Source organism: Paraburkholderia sp. CNPSo 3274 (genome assembly GCF_024206475.1).
Taxonomy (GTDB): Bacteria; Pseudomonadota; Gammaproteobacteria; order Burkholderiales; family Burkholderiaceae; genus Paraburkholderia.
The window spans coordinates 79,538-104,422 of the sequence record NZ_JAMBPR010000025.1 but is presented as its reverse complement, the minus strand read 5'-3'; the positions used below and the strand labels follow the sequence as shown (position 1 = coordinate 104,422).

Below are 24,885 nucleotides of genomic sequence, written 5' to 3'. Positions count from 1 at the left end.
CGCCGACACGTGACGCGCGGCTCGCGCCAGTCCGCTGTGCAAGTGAAGGAAGGATTCAGATGGAAGTATTGACGCAAGCACAGCGGCTGCGGCGTGCGGCCGCCAAACGGGGCAGCGCCACCCGGGCGCGCGGCTGGATCGTGGCCGCGGCAGCTGCGGCCCTGGTCCTCACGCTGCCGCTCGCGGCGCGCGCGCAGGACGCAGGTGCTCCGCCGCCGGTCAAATCCACACTCAAGCCGAACCCCGAGTTCGCGAAGCTGCCGCAATACGTCGGCACGCTCGGCAAGCGCCAGATCGTCATGCGCCTTGGCGCCAAGGCCGGCGACGACGACCCGACCGGCGTGCATGGCGAATACCAGTTCACGGACACCGGCGAGGTGATCCTGATCGCTGGCGACCGCGCGGACGCCACGCTCGAAGCCGAGGACTCGAACGACGGCACACATATCACCGGCAACTGGGTGGGCACGTTCGCCGAGGACGGCTCGCTTTCGGGCGACCGCATGGACCCGGACGATTCCCATCCGGTGCCGTTCGATCTGAAGCCGCTCGCGGCGGGCTCCGCGGCGCCGGCCGTGTCGACCGGCGCGGCGAGCGCGCCCGCCGCGATGCCGAACGGCACTCAGGCAGTGAACGGCGTGGGCAATCTCGTCATCGGGCAATAAGCGCCGCTGCGGGTGTTACTCTTCGATATACGGCGTTGCGCGGCATTGCACAAGCCGCGCGCCGCAACATCATCGCGCCTCAACCGAATTCGCTCCGACATGACCAAATCCGACTCCAGCCGCGCATTGCAGACGCGCATCGTTCACCCGCAAGACGACCTCACGCCCGGCTTCGAGTCGTTTGCCGCGCCTGTCACGCGGGCTTCGACCGTGGTGTTTCCCGACCTCGCTTCGGTTCGCGCGCTCGACTGGCGCAACGACGCGCAATGGCGCTACGGCCTGCACGCCACGCCCACCTCGGCCATGCTGCAAAAGCGCATCGCCGAGATCGAAGGCGGCGAGCATGCGCTGCTGCAACCCTCGGGCCTCTCGGCCATCTCGAATGTCTACTTCGGACTGCTGAAGTCGGGCGACGATGTGCTGATCCCCGATAACGTCTATTCGCCGAACCGCGATCACGGCGACTGGCTTGCACGCGATTTCGGCCTCACGGTGCGCTACTACGATCCGATGATCGGCGCGGGCATCGCCGAGCTGATCCAGCCGAACACGAAGCTGATCTGGCTGGAAGCGCCCGGTTCGGTGACGATGGAAGTGCCCGACGTGCGCGCCATCACGGCGGCGGCGCGCGCGCGCAACGTCGTGACGGCCATCGACAATACGTGGTCGGCCGGCCTCGCCTTCAAGCCGTTCGAGCACGGCATCGACATCTCGGTGCAGGCGCTCACCAAGTATCAGTCGGGCGGCAGCGACGTACTGATGGGCGCGACCATCACCGCCGACCGCGATCTCTATCTCAAGCTCAAGGCGGCGCGCATGCGGCTTGGCATTGGCGTGTCGGTCGACGACTGCTCGCTGGTGCTGCGCGGGCTGCCGAGCATGAAGGCGCGCTTCGAGGCGCACGATCGCACCGCGCTCGCACTCGCAGGCTGGCTCAAGACGCGCCCCGAAATTGCGGCGATGCTGCACCCGGCGTTCGAAGATTGCTCGGGCCACGAGTTCTACAAGCGCGACTTCACGGGCGCGGGCGGTCTCTTTTCCGTGGTGTTCGACGAGCGCTATAGTGCGGCGCAGATCGACACGTTCTGCGAGTCGCTCGAACTCTTCGCGTTGGGCTGGAGCTGGGGCGGGGCGCATAGCCTGGCGATGCCGTACGACGTCGGTTCGATGCGCACGGCTGCGAGCTGGCCGCATCGCGGCACGCTGGTGCGTTTCTACATCGGTCTCGAAGAAGAAGCCGATCTGCGCGCCGATATCGAGCGCTCGCTCGCGAGGCTTGCGGAAAAAACAAGCACGCCTGAATAACCCGCGCAAAGCAACAACGGCCGCTCGCGTCCGCGAGGACACGAGCGGCCGTTGGCTTGTCTGAATGCCGCGAAACCCGAATCAGAAAAGACGCAGCAACCCGTCGAGCCCGACGAAGTTGAACGCGACGCTCGCGGCTTCCCGCACCACCGGCTTCGCGCGGAACGCAACCGACAAACCGGCCACGCCCATCATCTTGAGGTCGTTCGAGCCGTCGCCCATCGCGATTGCGCGGCGCGGGTCGATGCCGATCCCGGCACAGGTTTCGGCGAGCGTGCGCGCCTTCACGTCGGCGTTGACGATCTCGCCAGTCACGCGGCCCGTGAGCTTGCCGTCGACGATTTCGAGCGTGTTCGCGCGCGTGTAGTCGAGCCCGAGCCGCGCTTTCAGGCGCTCGGTGAAGAACGTGAAGCCGCCGGAGACCAGCAGCGTCTTCAGCCCCGCGGCCTTCGCGCCCGCGAGCATCTGTTCGGCGCCCGGCGAGAGCTGCAGGCGTTCCTCGTACACACGCTCCAGGGCGCTCGCGTCGAGCCCCTTGAGCAGCGCCACGCGGCGCGTGAGACTCTCGTTGAAGTCCTTGATCTCGCCGCGCATCGAGGCTTCGGTAATCGCCGCGACCTCGGCCTTCAGGCCGCAGAAGTCGGCGATTTCATCGATGCATTCGATCGTGATGAGCGTCGAGTCCATGTCCATCGCCAGGAGGCCGAAATCGGCCAGCGCGCGGCCCGTTTCGACGAATGCATAGTCGAGCTGATGCGTGCCGCAGTAGACCTCGAGGTCGGCGCGCTGGGCCGGCTCGGCGTTCTCGATGCGCAGCGCGTGAGCGTCGATCGGCGCGAGACGGCTGCCGCGGGCGAGGCCGAGGAGCGGCTTGTGATGGACGGTGTCGAGCGGGGCGGGACTCTGGATGACGAGGTTCATGGCTGGACGGGCAAAGCCGACGCACGGCGTCGTCGGATCGATCAGATGAAAAAGGGCGCAGTCGCGCGTGGGCGCTCAAGACCCCGCAGTGCTCCCTGCAGTGCGCGGCAAAGCGCGTCATTGTAACGTCCCGCTGACCGCTGCGGTCGCATGCTCCACCCCTCGCGCTTGCGCGGATGGCGGATGTTTCCCCGTTTTTGGCGTGCGTTCGCGATCACCTTTCAGCGACGAAAGCGGCCATTCGAGGCACAATGAAAGCTCATGCGGCGATCCGGGGGGGCGGCAGCCGCGTGCCGTCAACCGAACGTGTCGCGACTCGCGTCGCGCGATGCGTCATGTGCGCCAAGGCGCCAGGGGAACCGGTATGCAGGACGCTCGCAAGGCCCGAACCACGACATCTGCCCGAACGCCACGCGGCGAGCGGGCCTCGACATCGGACGCCGCCGCACCGGCCACGCCTGCCGCGTCCGTGCACCGCTTGCCTCGCACCGCACGGCGCCGGCGCGACGACTCCGCCGAAAGCGAAATCGACGGCATACGCATCACGAGCGCAAGACGCGTCATCGATGCGGACAGCGGCACGCACAAGCTCGAACTCGTGCGCTACTACGAGCGCGCCGCGCGCTGGCTCCTGCCGCAGCTGCGCGATCGCCCCGTGTCGCTCGTGCGCGCACCGCGCGGCTTGAGCGGAGAGATGTTCTTCCAGCGCCACCGCGGGCGGGCGCTGCTGCCCGAACTCACCGAACACGAAGGGCTCGACCCGGGCCATCCGCCGCTGCTCACGATCGATACGGCGAGAGCGCTGGTGAGCGCCGCGCAGATGGACGTCATCGAGCTGCACACCTGGAACGCCAGTGTCCACGACATCGAGCGCCCCGATCGGGTCGTGTTCGACCTCGACCCCGATCCGGCGCTGGGCTGGGACCGCATGATCGAGGCGGCACAGTCCACGCGCGCGTTGCTTGCGGAACTCAGGCTCGAATCGTTTTGTAAAACGAGCGGCGGCAAGGGGCTGCATATCGTCGTGCCGCTCACGCCGGAGGCGGGCTGGGATGACGCGAAGGCGTTCGCGCGTGCGGTTGCGCAGCATCTGGCCTCTGTCTGGCCCACGCAGATCACGGCCACCATGGGCCCCGAGCACCGCAAGAAGAAGATCTTCGTCGACTATCTGCGCAATGCGCGCGGCGCGAGCACGGCGCTCGCGTATGGCGTGCGCGCGCGGCCGGGCATGGGCGTGTCCGTGCCGATCGGCTGGGACGAACTGGAGGCGACGACGGGTGGTGCGCAATGGACGCTTGCGACTATCGACGCGCGCCTCGCTCAGATCGAGCAAGCCGATCCCTGGGCGGCCTATGGGCGCGTGCGCCAGAAGTTGACGGCGGAGCTGACGCTGAGTCTCGAAACAGCCGGCAAGTAAGCGCGCAATGGGAGGGCTTTGCGTGCCGGGTATGCACGACGAGTCGGCCATGCAGACGACGCCCGGCGCATCACCGCGCGCTGCCGGACGGCAAGCAAATTGCTCGCGATGACAAGCAGGATAAAACCTGGTCCGTTCGATGCATGTGCTCGGCGCAAGGCAGCGCGCAGCGCGCTAGACTGGTAACAGACCATCCGCCGCACGGGAGCGGAGCGTCGTACCTGGCGTTTCGCGGCTCGCCGCGTTCGTTGCATACGCCGCTTTTCGCTCGCGGGCGCGGCCGTTCCCGCCAGGAGGTGACGCATGCCTTGCCGCAGCTCCCGCCATACTCGCCGCCGCCACGCGGCGCTCGTCCAGTTTGTCCTCGCCGCTTCCTGCGCGATTGCGTTGCCGGCACTCGCGGCCACGCCGATCACGGTCACCTCGAAGGCCGCGACCGATGGGCCGATCCGCTACACGGTTCGAGTCGCGTCGAAGGCGTTCGGCGACGCTCAGGAGACCCGCACACTGCGCTCGGGCGATACCGACGACTTCACGTGGCGCACCACGCCGCCGGGCGGCGCGGTTGCGACGCCACAAGGCTGCCCGGACTACGCCGCGTTGCCGCTCGACGCGAACGGCGCGATGGTCCGGCAGACTCAGGTGCGTCTTGCGCCAATCGTCGCGAGCAATGGCACGGCCACCGTGCAGGTGAGCTTCCGCGCCCAGGCGCCCCACGGCACGCAGACGGTGTCGGCCAACGGCGCTTCGCTCACATGCCCCGCCGTGGTTGCGCATAGCGAGGTCGCGCATCTCACGATGCCCACCAATGGCACCGCGAAGATGCTCAAGCTCAGCGACGGCACGCAAATCACGATCTCGGCGCAGCGCTAGGGCGCGCCTGGAGCGGGATGGCCGGCGAGGCGCACAAAGCGCGCCGGCCGCGCGCGCCGCCCAGGCTTAAGCGCGTGCCTTGCGCTCGATCAGCCGCGCAACGAGAAAGCGATGCTCCGGCGAGAAGAGGCGCCGGTACGCGAGCAGTACCGCGCCCACCGTGCCGAGCGCCGACGAAGCCGCGATCAGGAACATGATCACGATCTGATAGCGTACGGCCTGTAGCGGCGATTGCCCCGCGAGCACCTGGCCCGTCATCATGCCCGGCAGGCTCACCACGCCGACCACGGCCATCTGGTTGAGCGTCGGAATCATGCCGGCGCGTACGGCCTCGCGCGCGCTCGCCTGCGCGGCTTCCCAGCGTGTCGCGCCCAGCGCGAGCGCGCTCTCCACACGGTCGCGCCGCGCGGTCAGTTCCTGCATCATGCGCTCCACGCCGAGCGAAACCCCCGTCAGCGTGTTACCGAGAATCATGCCGAGGATCGGAATCGCATATTGCGGCTCGTACCACGGCCGGATGCGGATCACCACGAAGAGCCCGACTGCCGCCACGAGCCACGCGCTCACCCAGATCGACACGATGCTGTCCGCGCGTTGCCCGCCATAGGTGCGCGCGCCGCGCTGCGCCCCCGCAAAGCCGGCGACCAGCGTCATGAGTACCATGAGCGGCAGCACGACGTACCAGCGGTTGAACGCGAACACCCAGCCGAGCACGTAACCGATCGCGAGCAGTTGCACGACGGTGCGCACGGCGGCCCACGCCAGCTTGCGCTCGAGGTCGAGCTTGAGCAGCACGGAGACCGCGCCGTTGACGAACACGAGCAGCGCCGCAATGGCGACGTCGCCGATGCCGAGGTTCTGCAGCACGCCGGGGCTCATTGCGCGGCTCCCTGCGTGAATGCCGCACGCGTGGCGGGTTCTTCGAGCACACCCGCGCGCATCGTCAGATGCCGCTCGCCCACACGCTGCGCCTGGGCGGGATCGTGCGAGACCCAGACCGTGGCGCGCGCGGTGCGCGCCTCTTCGAACCAGCCGGCTACGAGCGCTTCGACGGCGCGCGCCGATTCGGGGTCGAGAGACGCGGTTGGCTCGTCGAGCAGGAGCGCTTCGGGATCGAGCTGGAGCACGCGCACGAGCGCCACGATCTGCGCTTCGCCGCCCGAAAGCTCGGAGGTGTCGCGCGCGAGGAAGTCGCTGGAACGGCCGGTGGCGGCGAAGAGCGCGCTGGCGCGCGCCGCGTCGAATCGCACGTCGCGGTATACGGCTAGCGTATAGGGGTAGCGCAGATTGTCCTCGACGCTGCCGTCCAGCAGCGCGGGCCGCTGCCGCAGGTACGCAATATGCCGCCGATAGTGGACAATGCGCCCGCGCGTGACCGGTTCGTCATGCCAGCGCACGTCGCCGCCATCGAGCGGGTCGAGCAGCGCGAGCGCGCGCAGGAACACACTCTTGCCGGAGCCGGACGGTCCCGTCAGTACGGCGCGCTCGCCCGTCTGCAGGGCGAAATCCGTGGGATGCAGCAGCCACTGGCCGCGTTGCGCGTCGCGCCGGGAGACCTGGCGCGCCTCGACGAGCGACGCGCCATCGGCGTGGGGTGGGAGAAGTGGTTGGTGCTTGAGCATCGAAAGATTGCAAACAAGGCCGGCATACAGGTCGTGCGAGGCAGTCATGCAGATGTAACCGGGCACGCTGACTGCTCTTGCGGTATTGCAACATAGCAGGCCAAACAACAACGCATAACGTGGAGTACGCATGACGTCACCGCAGCCCAAGCCCTTCCGCCTTGGCCGCACGCTCGCCAGGATCATCGCATGGCTCGTCGCGGTTGTCGTCGTGTTGATCGCCGTGCTCGTCGTCTTCATCCTGACATTCGACTGGAACCACGCCAAACCCTACGTGAACGAGAAGGTCACCGAGGCCATCGGGCGGCCGTTCGCTATCGAAGGCGATCTCAAGGTGGGCTGGCAAAGGCCGCCCGGTGAAACGGGCTGGCGCGCGTGGGTGCCATGGCCGCGTTTTTCTGCCACGCAGATCGAGATTGCCAATCCCGACTGGACGAAGTCCCCGCACTTCGCCACGCTCGATGAAATCGACTTCGAGGTGGCCGTGCTGCCGCTTCTCGCGCACGACATCGTGATCCCGGCGATCAATCTCGTGAATCCGTCCATCGACGTCGAGCGTCTTGTCGACGGGCGCAACAACTGGACCTTCAAGCTGCCCGCCTCGAGCGGGCCGTCGACGTGGCGGCTCGATCTGCACGACATCACGTTCTCGAGCGGCAATATCGACGTGAGCGACCAGCAGACGAAAACCGACGTGAAGATCGCGGTGAGCCTGCTCGGGCACGGCATCCCGATCGGCAAGGTGATGGAGGAGCAGGAAGCGGCGTCGCGCCAGGGCTCCGCGCAGGTCATAGGGCGTGCGGGCGCGAACCGGCTGACGCAGCAGGTGCAGAAGGAACAGGCTTCGGAGGCGGCGGCCGCCAGCGCTGCGAGCGAGGCTAGCGGCGCGGCGGCTTCGGGCGTGCCGGCTGCTGCGAGTGTTGCCGGCACAACGACGGGCACGGCGGCCGCGACAAGCGCGCCCACGGCGGCCTCGCAGACGCTCGCCGCGAGCGGCGCCAGCAGCGCCATCGTCGGCTCGGGCGTGGCGCCCGCGCAGCCGCCCATGAAACAGCCGTTCTACGCGATCGGCTGGACGATCAAGGGCACGTATGGCAAGACGGCGCTCTCGGGCGATGGCAAGCTCGGCGGCGTGCTCGCCCTGCAGGACGCGAAGCGTCCGTTCCCGATCCAGGCCGACATGCGCGCGGGCGACATGCACATCGCGCTGGTCGGCACGCTCACCGACCCCATGCATCTCGCCGCCGTCGATCTGCGCCTGTGGCTGCAGGGGCAAAGCCTGGCGCACCTCTACAACCTCACCGGCGTGACGCTGCCCGAAACGCCGCCGTATGCCACCGACGGCCACTTCGTCGGCAATTTCAAGCCAGGTGCGAGCGTGTTCCGCTATGAGAACTTCACGGGCCGCGTGGGCGGCAGCGATTTGAACGGCACGGTGGTCTACCAGCAACGCACGCCACGGCCGCTCTTGTCTGGCGAACTGGTCTCGAACCTGCTGCAGTTCTCGGACCTCGCGCCGATCATCGGCGCAGACAGCAAGGCGAGCAAGAACCAGCGCGGCGACGCTGTGACCCAACCGGCCGATCGCGTGATTCCGGTCGAGCAGTTCCGCACCGACCGCTGGAACGCCATCGACGCCGACGTCAAATTCACGGGCCGGCGCATCATCAAGCAGGGCAGCCTGCCCGTTCAGGACCTCTACACGCACGTCACGATGACGAACGGCGTGCTCGTGCTCGACCCGCTGCAGTTCGGCGTGGCAGGTGGCACGCTCGGCACGCGACTGAACCTGGACGGCAACGCCGCGCCGCTCAAGGCGCGTGGCACGCTGGAGGTGCGCCACCTGAAGCTCAAGCAGCTATTCCCGAACGTCAAGACGATGCAGTCGGCGCTCGGCGAGATCAATGGCGACGCTTCGCTCACGGCGACCGGCAACTCGCCGGCGGCGCTCGCTTCGACCTCGAACGGCGAGGTGAAGCTGCTCGTCACGCAGGGCACGATCAGTATGCTGCTCATGGAGGCGGCGGGCCTGAACGTGGCGAACGTGGTCTACGAAAAGCTGTTCGGCTCGCGCGACGTGAAAATCAATTGTGCCGCGGCCGACTTCGTTGCGACCAACGGCGTGCTCGATCCGCGCGTGTTCGCGCTCGACACCGACGACGCTGTGATCGACATCGACGGCCCGATCGATCTGCGCGACGAGTCGATGGACATGAAGGTCCATCCGCATACCAAGGGATTTCGCATTTTCACGCTGCGCTCGCCGCTCTACGTGAAGGGCACCTTCAAGAACCCGCGCGTGGGCGTGGATGCGACGGCGCTTGCGCTGCGCGGCGGCGCGATGATCGGGCTCGGGCTGATCAACCCGTTCGCCGCGCTGATTCCGCTCATCGCGCCGAGCAACAACAAGCCGCTGCCGTGCGACACGCTATTCGCGCAGATGCATCAACACCCCGTGGCGCCGCCGCCGGGCCAGAAAATGCACGCGCTGCCAAAGCCCGACCTCGGAAGCGCAGGCGCGGGCGCGAGCGCGCCTACGGCGACTGACAAGGGCGACAAGGGTGATAAGAGCGCGAAAGCGGGCCCGGCAACGCGCAATGCGCCTTCGCCAGCCTCAGCTGGCAAGCCGACGCAAGGGCAGGAGCCGCTCTACAAGGGAAGCTGATTCGGCAAGCGGACGCGGAAAAACCACTGCGCCGGGCAATTCGCCCCGGCGCAGTGGTGCAGTGAACTTCGTTGAAAGCGCGATCTAGCGCAACGAGCGCGGCGCCGTGTCGCCGGCGGCGTCCTGGCGGCGTGTCACGCGTCGTGTGGTCATGGTCGGACGCGCCGCGCCGAACTCGGGCAGGACCCGGCCGCGCGCGCGGCTCGCGAACACGAGAAAGCCGAAGCCGTCCGCCTCGTACCAGTAACCGCCGTTCTCGAGGCCTTCGATCGGCTGCTCGAGCGCGTGAGCGATCGATTCGATGCAGCGCTTGCGCAACTCGCTCGTGCCCGGATAGGGTGGCTGCGCACCGCGCACGCTGCACAGGAGCACGTCGAGCCCCGGCAGGATATGCGCATAGAGCACGGGCTCGTCCTGCGCGCGCGCACGCGCGATCTTGGTATCAAGTTGGCCGAACGGTTTGAAATGGCTCAGCACGGCGAGAAATGACTCGTCGCCGTCAGCCTTGACGCGTTTGCGCTTTTTCGGGAAGGACATAAAAATTCGCCTGAAAAAGGTGGATTGCAGTACACGCAGCGTTCCCATGCGACCACTCCCGGACTGGTGCGCCGCACGTCGATCCTTTATAGCACACGGATTTGCTGTGTTCATGAGGATAGAGATGGGGACGGTCCGCTTTGACGGCGCGCGGATCGCCTGAAACGATCCGGCCTGCGCGGCCCGGCTTGCTGCCCCTGTTTCAAAACCCTCATTGCGCTCGCAAACGCCATGCCGGATCGCACGTCGCGCTCATGTAGACATCCCGGCGCTCTCTCGCTTGTCTCCGTCTCAATAATAGACCTGTGTGTGCGCTCGGTGTGGCGAATTGCCGCAAAAAAGCATGTTTTCCACGACGTGAGGTGTGTGGCGTCACACACATTGTCATCCTGAAAAATCGCGCAGATAATGTTGCGGTTCTGGTGCCAGCGGTTGCCCCAGGCGCCCCCAGCCGACTGGCGTCGCGAGGGTGGGCGCGGCGCAAGATCCTGCAAAACGCATTGCAAAAAGCGTGGCGAAAAGCACGGCGCGCCCAGACCCGCCACCGAACCAGACCGACATGAAACTCTTCGCCAAGGGGCTCTTGCTGATCGCGATTCCGAGCGTTGTCGAACTGGCGCTGCTCGGCGTCGTGTTCGACGCGCAGGGAAAGGCCGCGCTCGCGGCCAAACGTGCCGAGAACACGCAGCAAATTCTTTGGCAAGCCAACAGTCTCGTGGACCCGTTGCTGCGCGAAGCCGCGCGCGTGCGCACTGGCATCGTGCTCGAAGACCCTTCCTTCATCGATCGCCACGCCGTCTGGACCGAGTTCTCCGACCGCATCACGCTGCTCGCGCGCATGGTCGCCGACAATCCGCCCCAACTCGCGCGCGTCGAGCGCATGCGCGACGCCGCTTATGCATGGCGCAAGGAAGCGGGTGATATTGCCGATGCGTTGCGCACGGGGCATAGCGCGTCGTTCGCGCGCGTGGCGGGTAACGGCATGCCGCCCGAAATCGAAACGGTGCGCGAGGTGCTGGGCGACTTCATCGCCGAAGAAACGCGGCTCGACGAGGCCCGCGCAGCGATGCTGCGCGAGACGCGCGAGCGCCAGCAGGACGCACTTATTTTTGCCGTGGTGGGCTCGATGCTGATCTGGGCGTTTACGGCCATGGCGTTTGCGCGCAACGTGGGCGTGCGCCTTGCCGCGCTCGGCGCGAACGCCGAGCGTCTGGGCGATGGGGCGCCGCTCGCGCCACCGCTCTCGGGCGACGATGAAATCGCCGCGCTCGATGCGGTGCTGCATCAGACGAGCGCGCGGCTGCGCGTGGCCGAGCGCGAGCAGGCCGCGCTCAAGGCACAGTTGCAGGCGCGCGCCGCGGACCTGGCGAGCGCCAACGAGCATTTGCGCCAGGAGAGTCAGGACAACGAGATGTTCATCTACAGCGTGTCGCACGATTTGCGCTCGCCGCTCGTGAACCTGCAGGGTTTTTCGAAGGAGCTGCAGGTATCGTGCGACGACTTGCGCGCGCAGGTCGACGCGGCGGGGTTGCCCGAACACGAATATCGCGCGATGGCCGAAGTGCTCGACGGCGATGTCGATGAATCGCTGAAATTCCTGCGTCAGGCGGTGGCACGCGCGGCGGCCATCATCGACGCGCTGCTGCGCATCTCGCGCGCCGGCCGCCTCGAATACCGCTGGCAGCGTGTGAACGTCGCGCGGCTCGTCGAGCGCGTGCTGGGCGGCCTCGCCGAGGAACGCGCGAAGGCCGCGCGCATCGAGGTCGGCGAGTTGCCGCCCGCGTGGGGCGATCCGGCCGCACTCGAGCAGATCTTCGGCAACCTCATCGAGAACGCGCTGCACCATCTCGATCCGGCGCGGCCGGGCCGGGTCGAGATCGGCGCGCTGGAGGCCGGCGGCGAATCCGCCAGCGAACCCGGTAAAAGCGCGGGAAAGGACCCAGGGAAATCAGAGGCGGGAGAGCCTGGCGAGCGTACGCGGACTTATTTTGTGCGCGACAATGGCGTTGGTATCGCGCAAGCGTATCTGCCCAAGCTGTTCCGCGCTTTTCAGCGGCTGCACAGTGGCGAATCGCCCGGGCAGGGCACCGGCCTCGCGCTCGCCAAGCGTATTGCGGAGCGACATGGCGGGCGCATCTGGGTCGAATCGACCGAGGGCGCGGGCTCGACGTTTTTCGTCGCGCTGCCGGACCAGCCGTTGCGTACCACATAGCGGGTTTTCTGGCGCGCGCTGCGCGGCAAGCTTTCAACAAGCCTTGAAAAGTTCATGCAGGACGTAGGAGAGTCGAGATGACGAACGGGGAACAGGTCAGCATCGTGCTGATCGAAGACGACGACGGGCATGCCACGCTGGTCGAGCGCAACCTGCGGCGTTCGGGGATCTCGAACGGCTTTCTGCGCTTTCGCGACGGCCAGGAGGCGCTCGATTACTTTTTCGGCACGCCGGGCGATAGCCCGGCTGCGGCCGCGAACTGGCCGTCGCGCGACGCGCTCGGCAATTTTGTCGTGCTGCTCGACCTGCGCATGCCGCGCGTGGACGGCTTCGAGGTGCTGCGGCGCCTGAAAGCGGAGCCCGCCACGGCGTCGGTGCCGGTGATCGTGCTCACGACCACCGACGACCCTCGCGAGATCGAACGCTGCTATGAGCTCGGCTGCAACGTGTACATCACGAAACCGGTCGAATATGACGCGTTCATCGAGGCCGTTCGCCGACTCGGCTTCTTTCTCCAGGTCGTCAAGCTGCCGCCAGGACATCGCTTCGTCCAGGCGCGAGCGGCCGGCGCCCAATAACGCATCACGCGTGCATCACGCACGGAATCATCACGCATTGGCAACCGAATGGAAGAACGGCGGCAAACCCGACCCGTGCCCGAAGGGACGCTTCGCGCATGACTGAGGAACCCACGATGCTGGACGGCGCGCGCGTGCTCGTCGTCGACGACGACGAAGGCATCCTGCGCCTCGCGCGCAAATCGCTTCTGCGCGCCGGTGCGCGCGTGGACACCTGCACGGGCGTCGGGGAGGCGCGCGCGCTGCTCGCCGTGCAGACGCCCGACGTGCTCGTGCTCGACTATCAGCTCGACGGCGCGGAAACGGGCCTCGACTTCTTCCGCCGCCTGCGTGCCGACGATGTGCGCGTGCCGGCCATCCTCGTGACCGGCTTCACCGACGAATCTCGCGTGATCGCCGCGTTGCGCGCGGGCGTCTCGGATGTGGTGCCGAAATCGGGCGACTATCTTGACTATCTGCCTGAAGCCGTTGCGCGCGTGCTCTCGCAGGTGGCGCTGCAGCGCGCCTCCGACGAAGCGCTGCTACTGCGCGACCGCGAAGAGCACTACCGCACGCTCTCCGAAGCATTGCCGCACCTCGTGCTCACCTGCGGCGCGGACGGCAATTGCGACTTTGTCTCGAAGCAGTGGCTCGACTACACGGGTCTCGACGCGGACCAGTCGGATGGTCTCGCGTGGCTCGACGCCGTGCATGCGGACGATCGCGAAGAGATTCGCCAAACCTGGCTCACAGCCGTGAGCAGCGGTGCCACCGACTATCGCCACGAGTTGCGAATTCGCCGCCACGATGGCGTATATCGATGGTTCGATGTCCGAATCGTTCCGATGCGCGACCCGCGCGGCGGCGTAAACAAATGGTTCGGCAGTTGCACCGACATCGACTCGCAGCGCGAAGCGACCCAGGAGCGCGAGCGCCTGCTCGCCTCGGCGCAGGCCGCGCGGCAGACCGCCGAGGAGGCCAACCGCGCGAAAGACCGCTTCCTCGCTATGCTCTCGCACGAGCTGCGCACGCCGCTCACGCCGGTGCTCGCGGGCACGCGTCTGCTGGAGCAGATCCCGGGCCTGCCCGATGCGGCGCGCGCGGGTGTGCTGATGATCCGCCGCAATATCGAGCTTGAGGCGCGTCTGATCGACGACCTGCTCGATCTCACGCGCGTGGCCAACGGCAAGCTGAGCCTTGCGCTCGACACCGTTGACGTGCACGAGGTGATCGAGGCCGTGCTCGAGCTCTTCCATAGCGAAATCCAGATCAAGCAGCAGGACGTGCACGTCGATCTGCGCGCGCAGCAGCATTATGTGCGCGGCGACCGCGCGCGCCTGCAGCAGATGCTGTGGAACCTCGTGCGCAACGCCGCGAAATTCACGCCCGACGGCGGCCACATTTACGTGCGCACGCGCGACGAGCGCATGCAGGTGGAAATTGAGGTCGAGGATACGGGCATCGGCATCGCACCGGAGCAGATCGGCAAGCTCTTTCATGCCTTCGAGCAGGGCAGCCACAATCTCACGCGCCAGTTCGGCGGGCTCGGTTTGGGTCTCGCCGTGACGCGGGCGCTGACCGAGGCGCACGGCGGGAACGTCAGCGCGAAGAGCCCCGGCGCGCATTGTGGCGCGACCTTCACCATCGTGCTGCCGAGCGCGGCGCGGGGCGTGGGGGCGGCCGCGACCGCCGAGCTGCGCGGACCGCATCGGGTGGGTGCGCTGAACATCCTGCTGATCGAGGATCACGAGGACACCGCCGAGGTCATGTCGCAGCTGATGCGCGCAGGCGGCCACGAGGTGGCGGTGGCGGGCAGCGTGGCTGGCGCGCTCGCGCTCACGGCCAGCATGGCCTTCGACCTCGTGGTGAGCGACATCGGCCTGCCGGACGGCTCGGGCATCGACTTCATTCGGGCGTTTCGTGCGCAATCAACGGTGCCCGCCGTCGCGCTTACCGGCTTCGGAACCGACGACGACGTGCGCCGCAGCGTCGAAGCGGGCTTTACTGCGCATCTCACGAAACCCGTCAACTTCGAGCAGCTCGAACGGCTGATTGAAGAGGCCGTAGCCGCGCGCAGCGCGGCGGCCGAGCCCGATTCCGCCGCGCCTTGTCCCTGACTCTGCCTTGAGCCGGGCACAAAAAAGCCCGCGCGGCCTTGCGGCGGCGCGGGCTTTTGTCTGGACGCTTGTGAGGATCAGCGCGGACTGTTCTGCAACGAATCGCGGATCTCGCGCAGCAGCAGCACGTCTTCGGGCGTGGGCGGCGGCTCGGCGGGCGCGGCGGCTTGCGGCTGGCGCAGCTTGTTGATGAACTTCACCATCAAAAAGATGATGAACGCGAGGATGACGAAGTTGATCACCGCGGTGATGAACGAGCCATAGCCGAACACGGCCACGCCAGCGGTCTGCAGGTCCTTGTACGACTCGGGGTTGCCTTTATAGCTGGCCGGAATGTGGCCGAGCCGCACGAACATATTCGAGAAGTCGAGGCCGCCCGTGATCACGCCGATGACCGGCATGATGAGGTCTTTCACGATTGAGTTGACAATGCTCGAGAACGCGCCGCCGATGATCACACCGACGGCGAGATCCATCACGTTGCCTTTGACGGCGAATTCCTTGAACTCCTGGACGATGCTCATGAGCGGGCTCTCCCTGAATGGCGCAGCACGGGGCTGGGGTCAATACGGCATATTGGCGCAATCATAGCGAACGCATCCATATCGCGGTAGCAATTTGACATTCCCTGACGTTTTGCCAGGGACGGCGACGAAGTCCCGGCGAACGCACGCGGCGTGCCCACCGCGCTAACTTTGGGCCGCGTTTGGATTCAGTGCGCGAGCGAGATCTGCTGGTGGAAAGTCGCCGGGTCGGTATTGGTGCCACACAGCAGCACGCCCACGCGCTTGCCTTGCAGCGTGTCGCGCAGCGGCCCGAGCAGCCCCGCCGTGGCGGTGGCGCAAGCGGGCTCGACGGCGAGCTTGAGTTGCTCGAAGAGCACGCGCATTGCGCTGCGCAACGCCTCGTCGGAGACCGTGACGACGCGTTCGAGATGACGGCGGCACAGCGTATAGCTGTATTGCTCCGCATGCGGCGCCATGAGCGAGTCGGCGATCGAGTGCATGTGGGTCAGGCGCACCGTGTGGTTCGCGGCGAAGCTGCGTGCCATCACGTCCGAGCCCTCGGGCTCGACGCCATACACGCGCACGCGCGGATTCGCGAGCCGCAGCGCGGTGGCGACGCCCGCAGCGAGACCGCCACCGCCAATGGGCACGACGACCGCGTCGAGATCGGGCGCCTGGGTGGCCCATTCGTAGCCGAGCGTGGCCGTGCCGAGCACCGTGCGATAACCGTTGAAGGGATGCACGAAATAGCGTCCCTCGTCGGTCTCGATGCGACGCACGATCTCGAACGCCTCGCTGCTGTTGCCCGCCACGACGATTTCCGCGCCAAAGCGCTTGCACTGCGCAACGCGCGCCGCGCTCGCGGTGCGAAAGAGCACGACCTTCGCGCTGATGCCAAGGCGCATCGCCGCATACGCCACCGCAATGGCGTGATTACCGCCCGAAACGCACGTGACGCCAGCGCTGCGTTGCGCGGCGTCGAGTGCGAGCAGATGCGTGAACGCGCCGCGCACCTTGAAGCTGCCGCTCGACTGCAACAGCTCGAACTTGAAGTTCACGAGCGTCGCTTCGAGCGTGGACAGGTCGTGGCGGTCGAACACCGGTGTGCGCAGCACCCACGGCGCGAGCGCGAAATGCTGCGAGGCGATCTCGTCGAGCGTAGGGATCGCCTCACCGTCTATCGTGTGGCTGGTGGGGAGCGGCGCGGCGGTGGACATAATGGTGCGCGTCCAGCGTGGTTACTGTGCCAGGGCTTCGACGGACATGCCGTGCACGAGCTTGCGCAGGAAACCTTCGCAGGCCGCGAGCTGTTCGAGCGAAACATATTCGTTCGGCTTGTGCGCCTGCTGAATGTCGCCCGGACCGCACACCACGCTCGGAATGCCCGCGCGTGCGAAGAGGCCCGCCTCAGTGCCATAGGCCACCTTGAGGCGCGCCTGGTCGGCGGTGAGCGCGCGCACGAGCTGCGTGATCGCGGCTTGCTCGGTGGCGTCGAGACCGGGTGCCGCGGCGATCTTCGTGAACTCGATCGCGCCCACCGCATGTTCGCGCTGCATCTTCGGCACGAGCGTTTCGCGCGCGTACTGCTCGATACGCGCGAAGATCGTGTCGGGGTTGAGCGTCGGCAGATTGCGGAACTCGAACGCGAAGCGGCATTCGGCCGGCACCGTGTTGATGGCGTTGCCGCCTTCGATCGTGCTCGTCTGCGCGGTCGTGAACGGCACGTCGTAAAGCTCGTCGAACGGACCGTTCGCGCGGAACTCGTCGGCCATGTCGCGGATGTAGCAGATGAGGCGCGCCGCATACTCGATCGCGTTGAGGCCGCGCGGCGTGAGCGACGAATGTGCGGCCTGGCCGCGCACGCAGCACTGGTACGCGTTGATGCCCTTGTGCGCAACGATGGGGCGCATGCTCGTGGGCTCGCCCACGATGCAGCCTTCAGGTTTCACGCCGCGCTTCACGAGTTCTTCGATCATGAGCGGCGCGCCTACGCAGCCCACTTCCTCGTCGAACGAGAGCGCGAGGTGCAAGGGCTTGGCGAGTTTCGTCTGCTGGATCTCGGGCAGGAGCGTGAGCGCCGCGCCGATGAATCCCTTCATGTCGCAGGTGCCGCGGCCATAGAGCAGGCCGTCGCGAATCTCGGGCTTGAACGGGTCGCTGTCCCATTTCTGGCCGTCCACCGGTACCACGTCGGTGTGGCCCGAGAGCACGATGCCGCCGTTCGTCTCGCCGTCGTGCGCGGGGATCGTGGCGAACAGGTTGGCCCATTTGCCGTCGCGGCCATAGGTGAGCGTCGATTCGATGCCGCGCGCGCGCAGATCGTCACGCACGGTCTCGATCAGGCCGAGATTCGGATGGCGGCTGACCGTGTCCATCGAAACAAGGCGGGTGACCCAGGGAAGCGACGCGGGAAGGGCGGCGGAAGGCGTGGACGACTGCGCTGTTTCAGCGGCGAGGGACATGTTGGACTCCAGCTTGCTTGTATTCTTCATCTTACCCAAAAAGAATGCGGCAAGCCAAAGCTGCGGGTAGTGCGGCGTCCCACGCAGCGGGCGATTGCGATGGGCATGGCGCGCTGCAGCATGACGTGAAAACGCCCGCGCTCAGGGCAAACCGCGCGGGCGTCCGAAGATGCTGAAAAGGCGTTCAGCGCGATGCGCCAGCGCGATTGGGCGCACCGAGCGCGCGCAACGTCTCCTTCACGGTGGCCACGCGCACCGCGAGGTCGGGGCTGCGCGTTTCGATGCGCAGCTTGTCCTGCCCTGCGAGCTTGATGTGCTTGTGTTTCTGCACCATCTCGATGATGCGCATGGCGTCCACGGGCGGATTCGGCACGAACTGCAGGCCAATCACCGCTTCGCCCGCATCGATCTTCGTGATGCCGAGCGGCTTGGCCGCAAGACGCAGACGGTGCGTTTCGATCAGCGCATGCGCCTGCGCCGGCATCTTGCCGAAGCGGTCGATCAGCTCTTCCTGAATACCGTCGATCGAATCGTCGTGCTCGCAGTTCGCGAGTCGCTTGTAGAGCGAGAGGCGCTCCTGCACGTCGCCGCAATAGTCGGCGGGCAGGATGGCGGGCGCGTGCAGGTTGATCTCGGTGGTCGCCGCGAGCGGCGCGTTGAGATCGGGCTCGCGGCCGTCTTTCAGCGCCTTCACGGCGTCGTTGAGCATGTCCGTATAGAGCTGGAAGCCGATCTCCTGGATCTCGCCCGACTGCTTGTCGCCGAGCACTTCGCCCGTGCCGCGAATCTCCAGGTCGTGCATCGCCAGATAGAAGCCCGAACCGAGTTCTTCCATCTGCTGGATGGCTTCGAGCCGGCGCTGCGCCTGCTTCGTGAGCCCTTGCGGATCGTGCACGAGCAAATACGCGTACGCCTGGTGGTGCGAGCGACCGACGCGGCCGCGCAACTGGTGTAGCTGTGCGAGACCGAATTTGTCGGAACGGTGGATAAGGATGGTGTTCGCGGTCGGCACATCGATGCCGGTCTCGATGATCGTGGTACAGAGCAGCACGTTCGCGCGCTGCGCCACGAAATCGCGCATCACGGTCTCGAGTTCGCGCTCGTGCATCTGGCCGTGCGCCACGGCGATACGCGCTTCCGGCACGAGCGCTTCGAGCATCGCACGGCGGTTCTCGATGGTTTCGACCTCATTGTGCAGGAAGTACACCTGGCCGCCGCGCTTGAGTTCGCGCAGCATGGCCTCGCGAATCACGCTGTCTTCCTCGCGGCGCACGAAAGTCTTGATGGCGAGACGCTTTTGCGGCGCGGTCGCGATCACGGAGAAGTCGCGCAAGCCTTCGAGCGCCATGCCGAGCGTGCGTGGAATCGGCGTGGCGGTGAGCGTGAGCACGTCCACTTCCGCGCGCAGCGCCTTGAGCGCCTCCTTCTGGCGCACGCCAAAGCGGTGCTCCTCGTCGATGATTACGAGCCCGAGGCGCTTGAACTGAACATCGGACGAAAGCAGCTTGTGCGTGCCGATCACGATATCGACGCTGCCGTCGTTGATCTGCTGGATCGAGCCGCTCACTTCCTTCGCGGTCTTGAAGCGCGACAGCTCGGCGATGCGCACGGGCCAGTCGGCGAAGCGGTCCGTGAAGGTTTGCGTGTGCTGCTCGGCGAGCAGCGTGGTGGGCGAGAGAATCGCCACCTGCTTGCCGCCCATCACGGCGATGAACGCCGCACGCAACGCCACTTCCGTCTTGCCGAAGCCCACGTCGCCGCATACGAGGCGGTCCATCGGCTTGCCGCTCGTCATGTCGCCGATCACGGCGGCGATCGCCGCGGCCTGGTCAGGCGTTTCCTCGAAGCCGAAACTCTCCGCGAACTTGACGTAGTCGCGCGGTTCGAGTGCGAACGCGTGGCCCTCGCGCGCGGCGCGGCGCGCGTAGAGGTTCAAAAGCTCGGCAGCGGTGTCGCGGATCTGCTGCGCGGCCTTGCGGCGCGCCTTTTCCCACTGGCCCGAGCCGAGCGCGTGCAGCGGCGCGCTATCGGGATCGGCGCCGCTGTAGCGCGAAATTACGTGCAACTGCGACACCGGCACGTAGAGCTTGCTACCGTTCGCGTATTCGAGGTGCAGGAACTCGGTGTCGCCTTCGCCGAGGTCCATCGTCACCAGGCCGTGATAGCGGCCGATGCCGTGCTGCGCATGGACCACTGGATCGCCCACTTTCAGTTCGGAGAGGTCGCGCACCATCGAGTCGACGTTGCTCGCCTGTTCCTGGCGGCGGCGCCCGGTGCGGCGCGCGAGCGGCCCGTAAAGCTCGGTTTCGGTGATGACCGCGAGTTCCTCGCCTGGCAGCGAGAATCCCGTGGAAAGCGGCGCGACGCCCAGCGCGAAGCGCTCGTCGCCGGTGAGCCAGTCCTCGAAGCTATCCGTGCCCGCGGGGCGCAGATGGTTGTCGGCGAGCAGTTGCGCGATGGTTTCGCGCCGGCCGGCCGACTCCACCGCGAACAGCACGCGGTTTTTCGTCGCGTCGAGGTACGTGCGCAGCGAAGCGAGCGGGTCGTCGGCGTGGCGGTCGATCGCGAGGGTCGGCAGCGCCGTGGCCCAGCCGCCCGCGCTCGTGGCGGGCAGCACGAGGCGCGCGAAGGGCTTCGCGAACGCGAAGAAGTCCTCGTCGGTCAGGAAGAGGCGTTGCGGCTCCAGGATCGGCCGCTCGCGGTCGTGCGAGAGGAAGTTGTGGCGCTGCTTCGTGTCGTTCGTGAAGCGGCGGATCGCGGCGTCGAGGTCGCCCGAGAACACCAGTTGGGCGTTTTCGGGCAGATAGTGGAAGAGCGTAGCCGTCTCTTCGAAAAAGAGCGGCAGGTAGTATTCGATGCCAGCCGAAGGCACGCCGTTGCCCATGTCCTTGTAGATCGTCGCGCGGCTCGGGTCGCCCTCGAACACCTCGCGCCAGCGGCTGCGAAACGCCGTGCGCGCGGCTTCATCGAACGGGAACTCGCGGCCAGGCAGCAGGCGCACGTCCTTCACGGGATAGAGGCTGCGCTGGCTGTCCGGATCGAACGCGCGGATCGAGTCGACCTGGTCGTCGAACAGGTCGATGCGATAGGGCAGTGGCGAGCCCATCGGAAAGAGGTCGATGAGCGAGCCGCGCACGCAGTATTCGCCCGGGCGCACCACCTGGCTCACGTGCTCGTAGCCCGCGAGCGTGAGCTGCGACTTGAGCTTCGCTTCGTCGAGGCGCTCGCCCTGCGAGAACGAGAACGTATAGGCCGCGAGGAACGATGCGGGCGGCATGCGGTAGAGCGCCGTGGTGGCCGGCACGATGAGAATGTCGCAGCGGCCTTCGCCGAGATCGTGCAGCGTGGCGAGGCGCTCGGAAACGAGGTCCTGGTGCGGCGAGAACGTGTCGTACGGCAGCGTTTCCCAGTCGGGCAGGAGGCGCACGCGCGCCTCGGGCGCGAAGAACGGAATCTCCTGGGCAAGCCGCTGCGCGTCCACGGCGCTGGCGCAGATCACGGCAAGCAGCGGGGCGGCGCCGGCGCGCGCGGCTTCGCGGTAGCGGGCGATCAGGAGCGCGTCGGACGAGCCGTGCGTGCCGTCGAACGCGTAGCGCTGCCCCGGCTTGACGACGGCAACGGGGGACGGAGATTGCGAGGAAGCGGCGATATCGGACATGGGCAACAGGGTGGCCGACGCTTGTGTCGGCGCTTGTGTCGGTTTGGTGGCCAGTTCAGTTCGGGCAGAGTGCAGCGCCAGAATATGGGGGCCGGTTTCTGGTCTTCAAGTCAATTCGGCGCGCTTTTACTTACGTTGCGCGGGCATTCTATGGCCGTTTTGCGGACGTCCTGCGTGCGGGTAAGGGACCTATTATAAAATCCGTCCTTTACTTTGACTCATGCGGCTCGCGACACCGTGACTTCACGCCTCTTTGCCCTGATTCCGTGCGCCGGCACCGGCAGCCGTTCGGGCTCGGCCATGCCGAAACAATACCGAATCGTTGCCGGACGCGACCTCCTGCACTATACGCTCGCCGCTTTTGACGCCTGCAACGAATTCTCGCAGACGCTCGTGGTGATTTCTCCCGACGATAACCACTTTGACGCCCGGCGCTTCGGCGGCTTGCGCTTTGCCGTGCGCCGCTGCGGGGGCGCCTCGCGCCAGGCATCGGTCTACAACGGCCTCGCCGCGCTCGCCGAATTCGGCGCAACCGACGACGACTGGGTGCTCGTGCACGACGCCGCGCGCCCCGGCATCACGCCCGCACTGATCCGCGCGCTGGTCGAGTCGCTCAAGGACGACCCCGTGGGCGGCATCATGGCGCTCCCGGTGGCCGACACGCTCAAGCGCGTCGCGCCGAAGGACCCCGCGGCGCCCGGCGCGCATATCGCGCGCACCGAATCGCGCGACGGCCTCTGGCAGGCCCAGACCCCGCAGATGTTCCGCATCGGCATGCTGCGCACGGCGATCGAGCGCGCGCACCAAGACGGCCACGATCTCACCGACGAAGCGAGCGCGATCGAATGGCTCGGTCACGCGCCGCGACTCGTGCAGGGCAGCCTGCGCAATTTCAAGGTGACGTACCCCGAAGATTTCGCGCTCGCCGAAGCGATTCTCAGCCGGCCCGCAGAGTAAGCGCGCCGCAATCCTCTTACCCGGAACCCCAATCATGGACATCAGAATCGGACAAGGCTACGACGTGCACGCGCTGGTGCCCGGCCGCCCGCTCGTGCTCGGCGGCGTGACGATCCCCTACGATCGCGGCCTGCTCGGCCACTCGGACGCCGACGTGCTGCTGCACGCCATCACCGACGCGCTGTTCGGCGCCGCCGCACTCGGCGACATCGGCCGCCATTTTCCGGATACCGACCAGCAGTTCTACGGCGCGAACAGCCGCGTGCTGCTGCGCGAATGTCTGCGCCGCGTGCAGGAGGCGGGCTTCACGCTCATGAACGTCGATACCACGGTGATCGCGCAGGCGCCCAAGCTCGCGCCTCACATCGAATCGATGCGCAAGACGATCGCCGAAGACCTGAACCTGCCGGTCGAGCGCGTCAACGTGAAGGCGAAGACGAATGAAAAGCTCGGCTATCTCGGCCGCAGCGAAGGGATCGAAGCGCAGGCGGCGGTACTGTTGCTGCGCGCGTGAGCGGTCATTCAACCCTCGTTTTGAAGGGTGAACGGCGGGGTTGAGCGGCGCGAGCAGGGCGCGTGCCTGCTCCCCACCTGACGGCGATGATTGCAGCTGCAATCATCGCCGTTGCTTTTCTTGCCGATTAATTTCCGTTTTTTTCGTCCCATACTGAACCGGTAACCGGAAGTGGGGAGGACGATGGCGGGAGTTGAAAGACGCGTGAAAGGCCTCGATGGCCTGCGGGCGCTGGCAGTGGTGCTCGTGTTCCTCTCGCACAAGGCCCACGTCGACGCGATCGATGCGGGCAAGATCGGCGTTTGGCTGTTCTTTCTGATCAGCGGCTATCTGATCATCGGTGAGCTGCATCGCAATCGGGTTCGTATCGAGCAGCACGGCGCGCGCACGGCCGCGCTGCTGTACGTTTTTTTCATGAAGCGCGCGCTGCGTATCTTTCCCGTGTACTACCTGCTGCTCGTTGCGCTCACCATCGCGCATGCGAGCTTCTATCAGCGCGATGTCGATCTCGGGCTCGCCTGGCATTTCGTTTTCCTCTCCAATTACTGGATCGGCGTGGTGCACGACGGGTGGCCCGGCACCGTTTCGCATTTCTGGAGCCTCGCGGTCGAGCAGCAGTTCTATCTCGTCGCGCCGTTTGCGTTGCTGTTCGTGCGCGCGTCGCGCCATCTCACGCTCTGCGCGGTGGTCATCGCGGCGGCTGCGTTCGCGCATCTCGCGCTTTACGAGGAAGGGGCGATCGCGCCGCTCATCTACGCATTCTCGCCGTGGAATTTCGCCATGCTTGCGCTCGGCGGCGCACTGGCGATTGGAGCCGCGCGTGTGCCATTGCGCCCGGGGGCATTAAGCGCAGTGTGGTTCGTTGGTGCGTGTGCGGCGATCGCCGGCTTCGCGCTGGCGCGCGCCGATTGTGCTGGCTGCACCGACGGCGTGACGAGCGCGGCGATGCTGCCGGGCTGCTTCGACATCGGGCTCGCGCTCTCGCTCGGCGCGTTGTTCCTGTGGCTCGTGCGTCGTCAGGACAGCGTACTGGTCGCGGCGCTGGAACTGCGGCCGCTGGCCTGGCTCGGCACGATCAGCTACGGCTTCTATCTGTTTCACAACCTCGTGCCGGCGCGTCTTGGCGTGGCGCCGGGGCTCTATGCGCGGTTTCACGTGCCCGAGGTGGCGCAGCCGGTCCTCGCGCTCGTGCTGCAGTTCGCACTGGCCGTGCTGCTCGCGCATCTGTCGTGGCAGGTGCTCGAAAAGCGCGTGCTCGAGTGGAAGCGGCCGCTCGAAACGGCGATACGCAACCGCCTGCCCACCCGCGCGGCAGCGAGCCAGACGTGATGCGCGGCGGCGCGTAGCCTAGAGCGTTCCGCCGCCGACTTCGCGGCCGTCCGGACACAGCTCGCCGGTCTGTAACCCATCGAGCACGCGCAGCACTTCTTCGGCGCTGCGCCCGACGTTCAGGTTGTTCACCGTGACATGCTGGATCGTGTTGTCGGGATCGACGATGAACGTCGCGCGCAGCGCCACGCCCGCTTCCTTGTCGCGTATGCCGAGCTGATCGATGAGTTCGCCCTTCACGTCGCCGAACGAAAAGTGATTGAGGCGATCGAGACTCTTGTCCTCGCGTCGCCACGCGAGCTTCACATATTCGTTGTCGCAACTGCCGCCAATCACGACCGTTTCGCGGTCATCGAATTCCTTGATGAGCCGTGCGAACGCGACGATCTCGGTGGGGCAAACGAGCGTGAAATCCTTCGGGTAGAAGTAGATGACCTTCCACTTGTTGGCGAAGGTCTGCTCGGTGATTTCGGTGAACGCCGATTCGCCGTTTTCTTCGGGATGGTTGAAGCCGGGCTTCGCGGCCGTGACGGTAAAGGCTTCGAGTTTGTCGCCGACGGTTTTCATG

The 24,885-nt window shown here is 66.4% G+C and carries 20 protein-coding genes; 11 read left to right on the top strand and 9 right to left on the bottom strand.

All coding sequences use genetic code 11. The annotated features are described in order from the left end of the window. Positions 1-59: 59 nt before the first annotated feature. Both M3I54_RS18995 and M3I54_RS18990 read left to right on the top strand, forming a co-directional pair. Complete coding sequence (locus M3I54_RS18995; protein ID WP_254338560.1) at positions 60-665, top strand: hypothetical protein; 606 nt, start codon at positions 60-62, stop codon at positions 663-665. A 99-nt stretch (positions 666-764) separates the two neighbouring features. Continuing rightward, positions 765-1,970, top strand: coding sequence for a cystathionine beta-lyase (locus M3I54_RS18990; RefSeq protein ID WP_254338558.1), 1,206 nt, complete (start codon positions 765-767; stop codon positions 1,968-1,970). Between the two features lie 81 nt (positions 1,971-2,051). Here M3I54_RS18990 and serB read toward each other — a convergent pair whose 3' ends face one another. Beyond that, positions 2,052-2,891 carry a phosphoserine phosphatase SerB gene (gene serB, locus M3I54_RS18985; protein ID WP_254338556.1) on the bottom strand — a complete coding sequence of 280 codons (840 nt, stop codon included), beginning with the start codon at positions 2,889-2,891 and terminating at the stop codon, positions 2,052-2,054. A gap of 364 nt (positions 2,892-3,255) precedes the next feature. Here serB and ligD point away from each other — a divergent pair, with 364 nt between their 5' ends. Both ligD and M3I54_RS18975 read left to right on the top strand, forming a co-directional pair. Next, positions 3,256-4,308 carry a non-homologous end-joining DNA ligase gene (ligD, locus tag M3I54_RS18980; protein ID WP_254338554.1) on the top strand — a complete coding sequence of 351 codons (1,053 nt, stop codon included), beginning with the start codon at positions 3,256-3,258 and terminating at the stop codon, positions 4,306-4,308. A 303-nt stretch (positions 4,309-4,611) separates the two neighbouring features. Next, positions 4,612-5,181, top strand: coding sequence for a DUF6013 family protein (locus M3I54_RS18975; protein ID WP_254338552.1), 570 nt, complete (start codon positions 4,612-4,614; stop codon positions 5,179-5,181). 66 nt (positions 5,182-5,247) lie between these two features. Here M3I54_RS18975 and M3I54_RS18970 read toward each other — a convergent pair whose 3' ends face one another. Together M3I54_RS18970 and M3I54_RS18965 are read right to left on the bottom strand one after the other, a co-directional pair. Continuing rightward, positions 5,248-6,060 (bottom strand): ABC transporter permease, encoded by an 813-nt coding sequence (locus M3I54_RS18970; RefSeq protein ID WP_254338550.1) that lies wholly within the window; start codon positions 6,058-6,060, stop codon positions 5,248-5,250. Then, positions 6,057-6,803 carry an ATP-binding cassette domain-containing protein gene (locus M3I54_RS18965; protein ID WP_254338587.1) on the bottom strand — a complete coding sequence of 249 codons (747 nt, stop codon included), beginning with the start codon at positions 6,801-6,803 and terminating at the stop codon, positions 6,057-6,059. The genes M3I54_RS18970 and M3I54_RS18965 overlap by 4 nt, the downstream gene beginning before the upstream one ends. 130 nt (positions 6,804-6,933) lie before the next feature. Here M3I54_RS18965 and M3I54_RS18960 point away from each other — a divergent pair, with 130 nt between their 5' ends. Then, positions 6,934-9,468, top strand: coding sequence for an AsmA family protein (locus M3I54_RS18960; RefSeq protein WP_254338548.1), 2,535 nt, complete (start codon positions 6,934-6,936; stop codon positions 9,466-9,468). Positions 9,469-9,552: 84 nt separating this feature from the next. On the opposite strand, the gene M3I54_RS18955 is transcribed toward M3I54_RS18960, so the two are convergent. Continuing rightward, positions 9,553-10,053 (bottom strand): hypothetical protein, encoded by a 501-nt coding sequence (locus M3I54_RS18955; protein WP_028206958.1) that lies wholly within the window; start codon positions 10,051-10,053, stop codon positions 9,553-9,555. Between the two features lie 511 nt (positions 10,054-10,564). Between M3I54_RS18955 and M3I54_RS18950 the strand changes: the two genes are divergently transcribed. From M3I54_RS18950 to M3I54_RS18940, 3 genes are all read left to right on the top strand, one after another. Further along, positions 10,565-12,217, top strand: a complete 1,653-nt coding sequence (locus M3I54_RS18950; RefSeq protein WP_254338546.1) for an ATP-binding protein — start codon at positions 10,565-10,567, stop codon at positions 12,215-12,217. A 77-nt stretch (positions 12,218-12,294) separates the two neighbouring features. After that, the gene (locus M3I54_RS18945) at positions 12,295-12,795 is read left to right on the top strand and encodes a response regulator (RefSeq protein WP_254338544.1); all 501 of its coding nucleotides are present in this window, start codon (positions 12,295-12,297) and stop codon (positions 12,793-12,795) included. Between the two features lie 98 nt (positions 12,796-12,893). Further along, complete coding sequence (locus M3I54_RS18940) at positions 12,894-14,891, top strand: response regulator (protein WP_254338542.1); 1,998 nt, start codon at positions 12,894-12,896, stop codon at positions 14,889-14,891. A gap of 77 nt (positions 14,892-14,968) precedes the next feature. On the opposite strand, the gene mscL is transcribed toward M3I54_RS18940, so the two are convergent. From mscL to mfd, 4 genes are all read right to left on the bottom strand, one after another. Next, complete coding sequence (gene mscL, locus M3I54_RS18935) at positions 14,969-15,415, bottom strand: large conductance mechanosensitive channel protein MscL (protein ID WP_254338539.1); 447 nt, start codon at positions 15,413-15,415, stop codon at positions 14,969-14,971. Between the two features lie 188 nt (positions 15,416-15,603). After that, complete coding sequence (locus tag M3I54_RS18930) at positions 15,604-16,614, bottom strand: threonine/serine dehydratase (protein WP_254338537.1); 1,011 nt, start codon at positions 16,612-16,614, stop codon at positions 15,604-15,606. Between the two features lie 21 nt (positions 16,615-16,635). Then, positions 16,636-17,859: an acetylornithine deacetylase gene (argE, locus tag M3I54_RS18925; protein ID WP_254338536.1), complete on the bottom strand. Its 1,224-nt coding sequence runs from the start codon at positions 17,857-17,859 to the stop codon at positions 16,636-16,638. A 184-nt stretch (positions 17,860-18,043) separates the two neighbouring features. Beyond that, positions 18,044-21,517: a transcription-repair coupling factor gene (gene mfd / locus M3I54_RS18920; protein ID WP_254338534.1), complete on the bottom strand. Its 3,474-nt coding sequence runs from the start codon at positions 21,515-21,517 to the stop codon at positions 18,044-18,046. Between the two features lie 237 nt (positions 21,518-21,754). On the opposite strand from mfd, the gene ispD reads away from it, so the two are divergent. The 3 genes from ispD to M3I54_RS18905 all read left to right on the top strand — a co-directional run bounded on the left by ispD (position 21,755) and on the right by M3I54_RS18905 (position 24,317). Beyond that, on the top strand, positions 21,755-22,474 hold the full coding sequence (gene ispD / locus M3I54_RS18915; RefSeq protein WP_254338532.1) for a 2-C-methyl-D-erythritol 4-phosphate cytidylyltransferase: 720 nt from the start codon (positions 21,755-21,757) through the stop codon (positions 22,472-22,474). A 34-nt stretch (positions 22,475-22,508) separates the two neighbouring features. Then, the gene (gene ispF / locus M3I54_RS18910) at positions 22,509-22,988 is read left to right on the top strand and encodes a 2-C-methyl-D-erythritol 2,4-cyclodiphosphate synthase (RefSeq protein ID WP_254338530.1); all 480 of its coding nucleotides are present in this window, start codon (positions 22,509-22,511) and stop codon (positions 22,986-22,988) included. A gap of 183 nt (positions 22,989-23,171) precedes the next feature. Further along, entirely contained in the window at positions 23,172-24,317 is a 1,146-nt protein-coding gene (locus M3I54_RS18905) for an acyltransferase (protein ID WP_302059021.1), read from the top strand. 18 nt (positions 24,318-24,335) lie between these two features. On the opposite strand, the gene M3I54_RS18900 is transcribed toward M3I54_RS18905, so the two are convergent. Then, entirely contained in the window at positions 24,336-24,884 is a 549-nt protein-coding gene (locus M3I54_RS18900) for a peroxiredoxin (RefSeq protein WP_254338526.1), read from the bottom strand. Position 24,885 lies beyond the last annotated feature (1 nt).